The 13663-nt window shown below is 35.0% G+C and carries 10 protein-coding genes and 2 pseudogenes; 11 read left to right on the forward strand and 1 reads right to left on the reverse strand.

What is annotated here, in order from left to right; genetic code table 11:
* Positions 1–15: 15 nt before the first annotated feature.
* Entirely contained in the window at positions 16–594 is a 579-nt protein-coding gene (locus NSQ08_RS05420; protein WP_078175594.1) for a GNAT family N-acetyltransferase, read from the reverse strand.
* A gap of 261 nt (positions 595–855) precedes the next feature.
* On the opposite strand from NSQ08_RS05420, the gene NSQ08_RS05425 reads away from it, so the two are divergent.
* From NSQ08_RS05425 to NSQ08_RS05475, 11 genes and pseudogenes are all read left to right on the forward strand, one after another.
* A complete protein-coding gene (locus NSQ08_RS05425; protein ID WP_002030563.1) occupies positions 856–1050 on the forward strand; it encodes a hypothetical protein in 195 nt (64 codons plus the stop codon).
* A 25-nt stretch (positions 1051–1075) separates the two neighbouring features.
* Complete coding sequence (locus NSQ08_RS05430; protein WP_002030565.1) at positions 1076–1393, forward strand: hypothetical protein; 318 nt, start codon at positions 1076–1078, stop codon at positions 1391–1393.
* A gap of 477 nt (positions 1394–1870) precedes the next feature.
* The gene (gene nrdI / locus NSQ08_RS05435) at positions 1871–2230 is read left to right on the forward strand and encodes a class Ib ribonucleoside-diphosphate reductase assembly flavoprotein NrdI (RefSeq protein WP_000959445.1); all 360 of its coding nucleotides are present in this window, start codon (positions 1871–1873) and stop codon (positions 2228–2230) included.
* Positions 2217–2915: pseudogene (locus NSQ08_RS05440) on the forward strand (ribonucleotide reductase N-terminal alpha domain-containing protein); the annotation flags it as partial. The gene nrdI and the pseudogene NSQ08_RS05440, both read left to right, overlap by 14 nt.
* 401 nt (positions 2916–3316) lie before the next feature.
* Positions 3317–4702 (forward strand): annotated as a pseudogene (locus NSQ08_RS05445) (ribonucleoside-diphosphate reductase subunit alpha); the annotation flags it as partial.
* Positions 4703–4796: 94 nt separating this feature from the next.
* Positions 4797–5765, forward strand: a complete 969-nt coding sequence (gene nrdF, locus NSQ08_RS05450; protein WP_078175596.1) for a class 1b ribonucleoside-diphosphate reductase subunit beta — start codon at positions 4797–4799, stop codon at positions 5763–5765.
* A 422-nt stretch (positions 5766–6187) separates the two neighbouring features.
* Positions 6188–7537 (forward strand): APC family permease, encoded by a 1350-nt coding sequence (locus tag NSQ08_RS05455; protein WP_078175598.1) that lies wholly within the window; start codon positions 6188–6190, stop codon positions 7535–7537.
* A gap of 417 nt (positions 7538–7954) precedes the next feature.
* Positions 7955–8203 carry a hypothetical protein gene (locus NSQ08_RS05460; RefSeq protein WP_002011502.1) on the forward strand — a complete coding sequence of 83 codons (249 nt, stop codon included), beginning with the start codon at positions 7955–7957 and terminating at the stop codon, positions 8201–8203.
* A 144-nt stretch (positions 8204–8347) separates the two neighbouring features.
* Positions 8348–10477, forward strand: a complete 2130-nt coding sequence (locus tag NSQ08_RS05465) for a sigma 54-interacting transcriptional regulator (RefSeq protein ID WP_063219081.1) — start codon at positions 8348–8350, stop codon at positions 10475–10477.
* A 269-nt stretch (positions 10478–10746) separates the two neighbouring features.
* Entirely contained in the window at positions 10747–12240 is a 1494-nt protein-coding gene (locus tag NSQ08_RS05470; protein ID WP_078175600.1) for an aldehyde dehydrogenase family protein, read from the forward strand.
* Positions 12241–13614: a putrescine aminotransferase gene (locus NSQ08_RS05475; RefSeq protein ID WP_078175602.1), complete on the forward strand. Its 1374-nt coding sequence runs from the start codon at positions 12241–12243 to the stop codon at positions 13612–13614. It abuts the gene before it with no gap.
* Positions 13615–13663: the final 49 nt, after the last annotated feature.

A 13663-nucleotide genomic window follows, 5' to 3' on the forward strand; every position in this document is an offset into this window, starting at 1 on the left:
AAAAGAATTGTCCTTTTAAGATATAGAAACCAATGACCGTAATGGTTTTATTAGATGGGCATACGGTTCACCGACGAGCATAACGGTTTTATCTTCTTTGAAACCAAGTTTTTCATATAGTGAAAAAGCGCGTTTGTTTTCTAAATTAACAAGTAAGGCGATTTTTTCATGCCCTTTTTCAGTTGCATGAAGTTCAGCTGCATCGATTAATTTAGAGCCAATACCACGTCCACTGTACATACTTGAAACTGACAACGTGTCAATATAATACTCATCAAGTTCAGCTTCTTTTTCTAACGTAATGGATTCGTCTTCATGTAGTTCTCTTAAGTAGTGTATGATTGGTGCATCAAGTTGTTCAGCGTCACTACCGTGATAAACGACAATAACCCCAACTACCTTTCCACCTTGTTCAGCCACTAAACAGTTTTCATAGCTCAATCGATTATTTTCTTTTACGAACCATGTTTCAAGTCCTAGTATTACTTTTGCTTCAACTGTGCTACCTGTGATTTTTTCAGCAATTTCGTGCAGAGCGTTATACAATAAAGGTGCTACTTCTACCGCATCTGTCTTTTTTGCTTTCCGAATCATAGTATCCCTCCTAGTTCTAAATGTATATTGTAGCATAAAATAAAATATCAAACAGTGATTTGGAACTTTGTTATACAGGGCATCAAAAAGTTTGATATAGAGAAGTAGCTATGTTAGTATATGATATTTAGTGCGAATATAATAAAGTGATATAGATATAAAAATAATGAAAGTGAATTACATAATAGTAACGGGATAATTTTACCGTTGTGGACCTATAGAAGATGCGATAGAATAAAATATTGCAGAGAGGTGAAATACATGGATAAACAATTAGCAAATACAATTTTGGATCAGCTGAAAAATGATGAAATAAAGGAGTATGTTGCGAAGAAAGATGTATTTTATACGTTCAGAGAAGTTGTTGTGAATCGAGAAGATTTTAAACATATTATCGGGAACGCACAGCGCGGTGGACAGGTAATTTATACATATTCAGAAACACCACGTTCATAAATAGAAGATAAAGGAGAGGAGAATTATGGGGGATTTTAAACAAGGCATATTGCCACATTGGGATTATATGTGGAAAGATAGAGCTGGGAATAGGTTTATGGGAATGGTTATGTATCCAGAAAAACGAAAATGTTCAGCAAAAATGCTTCAGAAAATAAAAAGGGCGTATGAACAAGCAGTAGAAATTAAAGTAACGGTACAAGTTCAACATACATATCAGTACGTAGAAGGAATGATCGTATACTTTGATGAAGAAGCTCCTATATGTACAATGCTCGATAAAGATGAGAATCCACATCATATATTTGTAAGAGATATTTTGCGTATTGAGCACCCTGAATAATTTTTTTCATAAATAAATTGAAGTTCCATAATAATAATCTTTTTCTATAATAGTTATCTTTTAGTATGTAACGAGGAACGAAAGAATATGTATAATATTTAATAAAGTAAAATTGATAAATGTAATCGTTTGTTAGAACAGATTATCGTTTAATATCTGTTCTTTTTTGCGTGATGCTGGAGAAATATATTACTCCAGCATTTACTGTTTTATGACAAAAAATATTGGTAACTTTTTTAAAAATAAGGTTAAATTCGTTGACAACTTTTTTGAAAAGCACTTTATTGACATGAGTTTTAGAATGTTGTTTCATAGTCTTTGTATTGAAAAAAATCGACGGTCATGTCGAAAAGTAAAAGTTAAAAAAAGAAAGAATTTATACATATATCTTGTGTCTTATTTTGAAACGTAATACAATATATAGAGAAATCAAGAAACGACATACAGAGAATATAGATTGGAGAGGGAGGGTCGGAAATGTTAGTTGCATATGATTCTATGACAGGAAACGTGAAGCGTTTCATTCACAAATTAAATATGCCGGCCGTTCAAATTGATGAAGCTCTAGTATTAGATGAAGACTTTATTCTTATTACGTATACAACAGGTTTTGGAAATGTACCGGAACGTGTTTTAGACTTTTTAGAACGCAATAATGAAAAATTAAAAGGCGTATCTGCAAGTGGCAATCGTAATTGGGGAGACATGTTTGGTGCAAGTGCTGACAAAATCTCTACTAAATATGAAGTGCCTATTGTATCAAAATTTGAGTTATCTGGAACAAATAATGATGTAGAATATTTTAAAGAAAGGGTGCGGGAGATTGCGACACATTGAACTGAATAATGAAATCACGCAAATGCAGGACGGTTTTTATCAGCTTCATAAAGATAAAGAGGCATTAGAAGTCTTTATGGAAGAAGCTAGAGAGAATACCGTTCATTTTAATAGCGTGGCAGAGCGAATGGAGTATATGAAAGAACATGATTACTATTACAACGTTCTGGACGAGTATAGCTTGGAGGAAGTAGAAGGAGTTTATAACATCGCTTATGGTGAAAACTTCGAGTTCCAATCTTATATGGCAGCATCTAAGTTCTATAAAGATTATGCGTTAAAAACGAATGATCAAAAACAATACTTAGAAAGCTATGAAGATCGTGTAGCAATTGTGTCATTATACTTAGGACGCGGTGATGTTGCGAAGGCAAAACACTTCGCAAGCATGATTGTAAAACAAAACTACCAACCAGCGACACCAACCTTTTTAAATGCGGGACGAAGCAGAAGAGGAGAAATGGTGTCTTGTTTCTTGTTAGAAATGGATGATAGCTTAAATTCAATCGGCTTTAACATTAATACTGCAATGCAATTATCGAAAATCGGTGGTGGAGTAGCTTTAAACTTATCTAAGCTACGTGCACGTGGTGAGCAAATTAAAGGTATTGATAACGCCGCAAGTGGTGTAGTACCTGTTATGAAATTACTTGAAGATTCGTTTTCGTATGCGAATCAGTTGGGTTAACTTTATGGCTCAACTATAAAACCAGGTCAATTGCTGGAACGCCTGAGTATATCAAGGTAGGATACTACGAAGAAATTACGTAGCGAACCCTGAAAATCCAAGATTGCAGGAAATCAGCAGCCGAGCTCCTAAATTTATTAGATAAGGAGAAGGTTCAACGACCAAGTGGCTATGTAGGTGACTAAGTAGCTCGAACCTGGCTTCTCAAAACAACCAAATTCAAAGGGTGTATACATTTATTATAGTTTATGCCATATTCATGTGCATCAAACATATGATAAATGGTTAAATGAAGAATTTGGCGAGAAGAAGATATGGTCTGAACTCTATAGCGATATAGAGAGGATAGCAGAAATGACTATCCCCCATACGTTTTGACGATATGGAGTAACAATATGCAACGAAAAGGTGCAGGTGCAGTATACTTAAACATTTTCCATTGGGATATTATTGAATTCCTTGATACCAAAAAAATAAATGCCGATGAGAAGAGCCGTATTCAGTCTCTATCAATCGGAATTATCGTTCCAAGTAAGTTCTTTGAGCTTGCTGAGAAAAACGAACCTTTCCATGTTTTCGCGCCTTATACAGTATTTAAAGAGTACGGAAAACATTTAGATGATATAGATATCGACGAAATGTACGATGAATTAATGAGCAATCCGAAAGTGAAGAAGAAGCCACTAGATATTAGTGCGCGTGATATGCTTATTAAAATTGCTATGATTCAGCTTGAGTCTGGTTACCCATACTTAATGTTTAAATCAAATGCAAATAACCAGCATCCACTGAAGGATATTGGAACTGTGAAGATGTCGAACTTATGTACAGAAATCTTCCAGCTACAAGAAACTTCTGAAATAAATGATTACGGTACAGAAGACATTATCCGCCGTGATATTAACTGTAACTTAGGATCGTTAAATATCGTAAACGTAATGGAAAATAAAGAAATTCGTGAAGCAGTTCATGCGGGAATGGAAGCTTTAACAGCTGTTTCTGATATGACGATCATTCCGAATGCCCCAACTGTGAAAAAAGCAAATGATGAGCTTCATTCAGTTGGACTTGGAGCAATGAACTTACATGGATATTTAGCAAAAAATAAAATCGCTTATGAAAGTGCTGAAGCGAAAGAATTCGCTCGTACATTCTTTATGATGTTAAATTACTACTCGATTGAGAAAAGTATGGAGATCGCTAAAGAAAAAGGCGAAACATTTAAAGACTTCGATAAGTCTGATTATGCAAACGGCACATACTTTGAAAAGTATGAAACGACAGATTACAGCCCAGTAACTGAAAAAATTCAGCAATTATTTGAAGGAATTCATATTCCAACAAAAGAAGATTGGACAAGTTTAAAAGAGCAAGTACAGAAGAATGGTTTATACAACTCATATCGTCTTGCAATCGCTCCGACACAATCGATCAGTTACGTTCAAAATGCAACTTCAAGCGTAATGCCAATCGTAAGTCAAATTGAATCAAGAACGTATGCGAATGCGACAACATATTATCCAATGCCGTATTTATCAAAAGATACGTTCTGGTACTATAAATCTTCTTATGATATGAATCAGTTTAAATTAATTGATTTAATCGCAGAAGTTCAAGAACATATTGACCAAGGAATTAGTACAATTCTTTATGTTAATAGTGATATTTCAACACGTGAGTTAGCACGTTACTACATTTATGCACATAAAAAAGGCTTGAAGAGTCTTTATTATACGAGAACACGTAAATTAAGCGTGGAAGAGTGCGTGGCTTGTACCGTTTAATATAAAAAGTGAGACATTATGAGCAGGGTTTTTCTGAACCCTGCTCATGCTTAGTTATCAATTTTTTATGTTTATTTAGAGAAGGGGCGATTTAATGCGTGCGGTAAACTGGAACAAAAAAGAAGATGATTTTAGTTTAATGTTTTGGAAGCAAAACATCGCTCAGTTTTGGACAGAAGAAGAAATCGCAGTGTCTTCTGACAAAAATACTTGGGCACAATTATCAAAAGAAGAGCAAATTGCTTATAAGCGTGTATTAGGTGGTTTAACACTTTTAGATACGAAACAAGGTGGCGAAGGGATGCCACTTGTACTTGTTCATCTTGAAAATTTACAAGCGAAAAGTGTATTAGCTTTCATGGGCGCTATGGAAGAAGTACATGCGAAGAGTTACAGCCATATTTTCACAACGTTAGCTACTGAAGAAGAAATTGATGATATTTTTGAATGGGTAGATAACCATCCATTACTTGAGAAAAAAGCTGGTATTGTTACTAGTTACTATCGTCGCTTATTAAAGCCTGAAGTAACGAAAAAAGAGTTATACATGGCAATGGTAGCAAGTGTGTTCTTAGAAAGTTACTTATTCTATAGTGGATTCTTCTATCCACTTTACTTAGCGGGTCAAGGTAAATTGACGGCAAGTGGTGAGATTATTAACTTAATAATTCGTGACGAGTCAATTCACGGCGTATTCGTTGGTATTTTAGCACAACAAATCTTCACAGAACTTTCTGCAGAAGAGCAACAAGAAGTACAAGCGGAAACGCAAGAGTTATTAATGGAACTGTATGAAATTGAATTGGCATATACAGAAGAAATTTACACTTCTATCGGTCTTGTAGAGGATGTAAATCGTTTCGTTCGTTACAATGCGAATAAAGGACTTATGAACTTAGGACTTGAGCCGAAGTTTGAGGAAGAAGAAATTAACCCAATCGTTTTAAATGGTTTACGTACAGATACGAAAAACCATGACTTCTTCTCTGTAAAAGGAAATGGTTACGTAAAAGCAACGAATGTTGAAAAGTTAGCAGACGATGACTTCGTATTCAATTTTTAATATAGTGTTATAGAAAAAGCTGTCTTTATAGAAAAGACAGCTTTTTTGCTATGAATAGTTTACATAATGTTATTATTTCATGGGAATATTTTAATCTTGTAAAAGCCCAATTTTTGAGGAAGTGGGAATGAAAAAACAAGGATTAAAGTTTTATTTTTCATATTTAGTCGTATGAGAGATTGAATAACTTATGTCAAAATGAATAAAAAATGAGAAGAAATGAGGACCAACTCCACCTATACGTTCTTTTTAGTATTGAATTTTCAAATGCTAGAAATTTTGGCTTAAAAATTGCATGAATATTTAAAAAGTAACAAAAAGGGAGGTAATATGCGGTGTGATATATAGTCGTTTGAAAACGCTTCCTTTTAACTGTCGATTTTTAAATGGAAATTAGATAGAGAAAGTAGGAGGAATGATAGGTGGGAAAAGTAGTTGGTTTAAAACGTTCATTAGGGCTTTGGTCAATTGTTATGCTAGGGGTCGGGTATATGACACCGATGGTTGGGTTTGATACATTTGGAATCGTTTCTGAAAAAACGGGTGGTCATGTTCCAGGAGCTTATCTTATTGCATTAGCAGGGATGTTGTTTACCGCTGCAAGCTACGGCAAAATGGTAAAGGTTTTTCCTACGGCAGGATCTGCTTATACGTATACACAGAAGACAATTAGTGCAAGGCTTGGGTTTCTTGTTGGATGGTCCGCATTATTGGATTATTTGTTTCTACCAATGGTGAACGCACTATTAACGAGAATTTATATGTCAGCATTTTTCCCAAGTGTTCCTAATTGGGTATGGGTCATTGGCTTTGTTCTCCTGATTACATTAATAAACATGATTAGCGTAAATGCTACTGCTAATTTCAATACTTTCTTAGTAATATTTCAGGTGTTAGTAATGGCCGTGTTTGTTTTTCTAGTTATAAAAGGTTTATTATCGGGAGAGGGAACAGGAGAAATCTTTTCCATTCAGCCGTTTTTTCAATCAGATATACAAATATCACCGTTAGTTGCAGGTGCGACAATTCTTTGTTTCTCGTTTTTAGGTTTTGATGCAGTAACTACATTTTCAGAAGAGACACCAAACGCGAAGAAAACAATTCCTCGAGCTATTTTTCTTACTGCTTTAATCGGCGGAGTTTTATTCATTACTACTACGTATTTTACACAATCTATGTTTCCAGATACATCTGTATTTAAAAATCAAGAATCAGCATCTCCAGAAATTGCACTATATGTTGGCGGGAAATTATTTCAAGCTTTCTTTTTAGTAGGAACCCTTATGGGGACACTTGCGTCCGGTTTAGCTTCTCATACAAGTGTATCTCGATTATTATACGTAATGGGGCGAGATAATGTAATTCCGAAGAAAATATTCGGATACATTCATCCTCGCTGGAGAACCCCAGTATATAATATTATTTTTGTAGGAATTATTTCGCTCTTCGCTATATTCATTGATTTAGAAACAGCAGCATCTCTTATTAACTTTGGAGCGCTTATTGCATTTACATTTGTTAATTTGTCTGTAATTTCTTACTATATAATCAAGCAAAAAAGATATAAGACGATAAAAGATTTCTTAAATTACTTAGTTATGCCTATTTTGGGTGCTGCTACTGTAGCCGTACTGTGGTTTAATCTCAATATCCATTCACTTATTTTGGGACTTTGCTGGGCTGCTATTGGAATTGGGTACCTTCTATATGTTACAAATATGTTCCGTTCAGCTCCTCCGCAAATGCATTTTGAAGAAGCACAGGAAATATAAAGTGAAACTATAATCAGTGGGGGGGTGTTCATCCCCCTCCGATTATTAGCCCTCACCAATCGGGCGTTTACGGGCAGCGGGGCTCCCACCTAACTTCTTTGCTCCAGCCGAATTTTGAGGTGGGAGTTTTACTGCCCACAAATAGCGGGATAAAAAAGAAAAAGACATCGGGAATGGATCCGATGTTTTTTTCTTTGAAGATTGGGCAACCATGCAGTATTGCATAATTCATTCAACGGTTCATAAGGAAGAGAGGCAAGTCTAGGGAGTATGGCTGATAAATGATGATCAATATAGTATTTTCATTTGGCACAATTATTGCTTTGTACAATTAGTAAAAATATAAAAGCGGGGTGTTTTCAGTCACAAAGGTTAGAAGAACAATATTAATAGAATAAAAGAAAGGGATGATTGATTATGTATTATGATATTATTACGAGTCCGTGTTATGGAATAATTGAAAAAGTGTCTATCGATAAGGATTCTCGAATTTATGAATGGGAGCCATTATTCGCTATTAAAGATATGAATGGTAAACTGGAAGTAATTAAGATGGGATGTAGTGGAGAAGTTCAATCTTTAGAAGTAGAAGCGGGAGATAAAGTAATTCCAGGTATGGTATTAGCTTATATTCAAGAAGACCTTTTCGTTAGTGGTAGTGATTAATGATAGAACAATGAGGAAGATGGAGGCGTTCATCTTCCTTTTTTTATTAAGTAAAGAAAAAAACGTTTTATTTTCAGATTAATTAAAAAAATCTGTATTTAATGATACAATACAAATTATATAGTTCAAAGGAGGAATAGCAGCATGTTTTCCATTGCTCATAAAAAAATTAGACCTATTGTTTCTCTACCTATCGATCAATCTGAAAAGGAATGGAATATAGATGTTGAAAATATAAAAGAATCTTTTCTATTTTTAAAAAGAGAAGAGAAATTATTTGCATACGTTCATGTGAAGGATCTGCTATCAAATAGTAAGGGATTAACTGCTAAGGTATTGCTTTCAAATGCTGTTTCACTAGATACAATATGTCATCTTAGTAAAGATATTTCTTTAACAGCTCTTTTTCAAATTATTGGAGCGCCGATTGCAATAGTAAAAAATGAAATGGATGAGCTAACAGGATATATAAGAAGAGAGGATGTTTTTGCAGAACTATTTAAACAAGAAAATCAGAGTGTTGATATATTAAAAATTATTTTAACGTCTATTCCAATGGGGATTTTTGTAGTAGATCGTGAAAAGAAAATTGTAAATTGCAATGAGTCTGGTTTGAAGATGATTAAATCGACTCCTGAAAAAGTTATGAATGTACCAGCAAAACTGATTTTTAACGAAGAGCACATTAATAACGTATTTACAACGGGAAAAACGATCTTGAATCAATTACAAATCACAAATGAGATGGGTGTATTAGTTGACTATAGTCCAATTCCAAACTTTGATCAAAGTATTGAAGGAATGGTTATTATTGTGCAAGATTTGCCGATGGTCGAGGACATGGCGATGGAAATTGAATATATAAAGGATTTAAATGAAGATTTACATGCAATCTTGTCTAGTATTTATGATGAAATATTAGTTGTTAATCATAAAGGGGAATTAATTCGTTATAGTGAAACTGTTATCAATGATTTTTGGGGGAGTAGTTTGAAAGACCTTTTAGGAAAAAATCTTTTAGAATTAGAAAATAAAGGATTATTCAGTCCTTCTGTTACGCGATTAGTGTTGGAAAAACAAAAAAAGGTATCAGTTGTACAAGAAACAAAAAGCGGAAGAAAAATATTAGCAGTTGGAAACCCTGTATTTAATGAAAACGGAGAGCTTCATCGTATTATTATTGCCTCAAGGGATATTACCGAAGCAACGAGATTGAAGACGGAATTACATGAAATAAAGAAGATATCAGAGCAATATAAGAAGGAGTTAGATGACTTTAAAAATAAAGATCGTTTTCTTAAGAAGCTTATTTACTGTAGTCCGAAAATGGAGCAAATTATTAACCAAGCTAAAAAAATAGCAGATTTTTCTTCCAATGTTCTTATTTCTGGAGAATCTGGCGTCGGAAAAGAAGTAATTGCTCAGGCAATTCATCAACTTGGAAACCGATCTTCAAAGCCATTTTTAAAATTAAATTGTGGTGCAATTCCAGAAACTTTGTTAGAAAGTGAACTATTTGGTTATACGAAAGGTGCTTTTACAGGAGCCGATAAAAATGGAAAAGAAGGATATTTTAAGCGGGCGGATCAAGGTATTTTATTTTTAGATGAAATTGGAGAAATGCCTTTACATTTGCAAGTGAAATTGCTTAGAGTCCTACAGGAACAAGAAGTAATTCCTATTGGAAGTACAATCCCTACGAAAATAAATGTACAAATTATTGCTGCTACAAATAAGAGCCTTGAAAAGATGGTCGAATCTGGAACATTCCGTGAAGATTTGTTTTATCGGCTAAATGTAATTCCACTGCGAGTTCCTTCTTTACGAGAGCGAATGGAAGATGTTCCGGTACTTGCCTTTCATTTCTTACAACAGTTAAATGAAAAATATAATAAAAATTATCATTTAACTCCAGATGCGCTTAGCTTACTAGAGTTTTACTCATGGCCAGGAAATGTACGTGAATTACAAAATATGATTGAACGTTTAGTAGTATCAGCAGACGATCCAGTAATTGAAGCGGAGTTTGTTAGTAAGTTTTTAACAACTGGTTATGACTTTAAAAAATCAAAACCAGCTATTACAAGAGTATTACCATTACAAGAAGCACTACATTCTGTAGAAGAACAATTGATTTTACTTGCAATGAAGCAGTACAAAACAACGACTAAGGCTGCAAAAGCTCTTGGAATCAGCCAATCTTCAGTGAGTCGTAAATATCAAAAAATTGTTAGTGAAAAAGGGATAGCGGCTGATATCATCTCTTATTCCTAAAAAAGGAGAAGGTCACATAGACTTCTCCTTTTTGTGTGCGCTCAGCATGTACATATTCTCTAGGAGTCAAGTCCCGAGTGGTGAAGGCGGTAGCGGAAATGATTAACATTCCGTTTTATGCAAAATGGAATAGTGTATGCGAGAGTGCATAAATTGTTTATTGTTTTTAAGAAAATAGTCAGTTTATGTATGATTCCTTTGGATTTTAAAGATTGGCATGAAAATTGCTTATAAATATATAAATGATCGATGAAGGGGGATTCAATATAGTGCTAGATTTAAAAATGTATGTAAACGGTGAATGGAGAGACTCTAGTGATCAAGAAAAAAGAACGATTATTAACCCTGCGAATGGCAAGGGTATAGCATATGCACCTGAGGGAACGATTGAGGATGCAAAATACGCGATAGAAGTGGCAAGAACGGCTTTCGATAGCGGAATTTGGTCAGCAACATCCACTGCTGAAAGGGCATCATATTTATTTAAAATAGCAGATGAAATTGATAAAAATATGGAAGAATTAGTATACCTTGAAACAATGGATAATGGAAAAACGTACCGTGAGGCAGAAGGAGATATTGGAGATGCAGCGGCTTGTTTTCGCTATTATGCCGGATTGATTACAAAGCCAGATGGTCAAACATATCATGTAGCCGATCCGATGCAAGCGATGGTTGTAAGAGAGCCAGTTGGTGTTTGTGGATTAATTGTTCCATGGAATTATCCGCTATTGATGAGTGTATGGAAAATTGCACCTGCTTTAGCAGCTGGAAATACCATTGTGTTTAAACCTTCTGAAGTGACACCAATCACTGCAACAAAGCTATTCGAAATCCTTGAAAAAGTAGGGCTACCAAAAGGTGTTGCCAATATGGTAATGGGGGCCGGTCCAATAGTAGGAAATGAAATTGCAGCGAGTAATAAAGTGGACATGATTTCCTTTACAGGTGGAACAAAAACAGGTAAGCACATTATGAGAACAGCGGCAGATAATATGAAAAAGATTTCGTTAGAACTTGGAGGGAAATCTCCAAATATTATTTTTGCAGATGCAGATTTTGAGACCGCTATTGATTATGCTCTATTCGGTATTTATGCAGGTAGCGGACAAGTATGTTCAGCAGGATCAAGAATCCTTGTAGAAGAAAAGATTTATGATAAATTTGTTAATAGTTTTGTAGAGCGAGCACAGCAAATTAACGTTGGACCTGGTGATAATCCAGAATCAGAAATGGGGCCACTTGTAAGTCAAGAACATATGGAAAAAGTATTACGCTATATTGAAATTGGGAAAGACGAAGGTGCAAACGTTGCTTGCGGAGGTAGACGAATAATGGAGGATGGAAAAGGTGATGGTTTCTTTATTGAACCAACAGTCTTTGTCAATGTAAAACCTGATATGCGCATTGTCCAGGAAGAAATCTTCGGTCCTGTTGTAGTAATTCAAAAGTTTAAAGACGAACAGGAAGCAATTGAGTTGGCAAATGGTACAGACTATGGTTTGGCTGGAGGAGTATTTACAGTCGATGGTGCAAAAGCAATGCGTGTGATTCGCAAACTTCGCGCAGGAATTACGTGGATTAATAGTTATCATCCAACATACAATGAGGCGCCTTGGGGCGGATATAAGCAAAGTGGTATAGGTCGTAGTCTAGGAACGTTTGGGTTAGAAGAATTTCAAGAAATTAAGCAGATTAATATAAATCTAGAAGTAGAACCTATTGGTTGGTTTACAAATAAAAAAAATGTAGGAGTGAATTAGATGGAAACGAACGTGAAAAATAAATTGAATGAGAAAGAATCAAATGTAAATGAGTATATTACGAAAGTACTACAGTTAATTGAAAAAGAAAAGGTTACTGAAGAAGAGGCAAACTGGATTCAAAAAGAAACAGTAGATGGATTTAGAGAGCATGTAAACCCTGGTTTTCTTGCTTATAGAAAAACAGTAACAAAAGATGGACAATTTGCAGCAGTAGAGTGGTCAGATGAAGGATCTTGTTTCATGGATATTAACGGTAAAAGATATATTGACTGTTTAGGTGGATTTGGAATTTATAATGTTGGTCACCGTAATCCGAAAGTGGTAAAAGCTGTGACAGATCAATTAAAACGTCAAGCATTGCACAGTCAGGATTTACTGGATCCACTTCGAGCAATGCTTGCAAAGATTTTAGCGGATATTACACCTGGTGATTTGAAATACGCCTTCTTTACAAACAGTGGTACAGAAAGTGTGGAGGCAGCACTAAAACTAGCAAAAATGTATAGTGAACGAACAACGTTCATTGCTACAACGCGTGCTTTCCATGGTAAGAGCCTTGGTGCTTTATCTGGGACGGCAAAAGGAATGTTCCGTAAGCCATTTTTACCATTAATTCCGGGTTTCCGTCATGTTCCGTTTGGCGATATTGATATGATGAGAAAAACATTTGAGACATGTGCATTAGTGGGAGAAGATGTTGCAGCAGTTATTTTAGAACCAATTCAAGGAGAGGGCGGTATTATTTTACCTCCAGAAAATTATTTGAAACAAGTACGAGAGCTTTGTGATGAGTTTGGATCACTCCTTATCTTTGATGAAGTACAAACTGGAATGGGACGTACAGGAAAAATGTTTGCTGCAGAATTATATGATGTCGTGCCGGATATTATTTGTCTTGCGAAGGCGTTTGGTGGAGGTGTAATGCCAGCGGGAGCTATTGTTGCGAAAGAAACAGTATTCAAAAGTTGGTTTGAAAATCCATTTATGCACACAACAACATTTGGAGGAAATCCACTTGCATGTGCTGCTGCAATTGCAACAATCCATGTTTTATTGGAAGAGAAATTACCGGAACGAGCTATGGAAGTTGGGGAGTATTTCTTAAAAGGATTGAAACAAGCAGCAGAAGGACACGAAGATAAAATCTTTGAAATTCGTGGTCAAGGTTTAATGATTGGGATTGAATTCCATAAAGACGAGATTGGTTATGAAGTGTCAAAGGCGATGTTTGATCAAGGAATTCTTGTTGCGGGAACATTAATTAATTCAAAAACTATTCGTATTGAACCATCCCTTACAATTAGTTATGAAGAAGTAGATACAGTTATTAATACGTTTAAATCTGTGCTAACTCAAGTAAAAGTAAAATAAATTTTGTATAAGGTTATATGTGAATTCAAACGATTGAAACTATAATTAG

The sequence above is a fragment of the Bacillus sp. FSL E2-8887 genome (assembly GCF_038007205.1).
Taxonomy (GTDB): domain Bacteria; phylum Bacillota; class Bacilli; order Bacillales; family Bacillaceae_G; genus Bacillus_A; species Bacillus_A mycoides.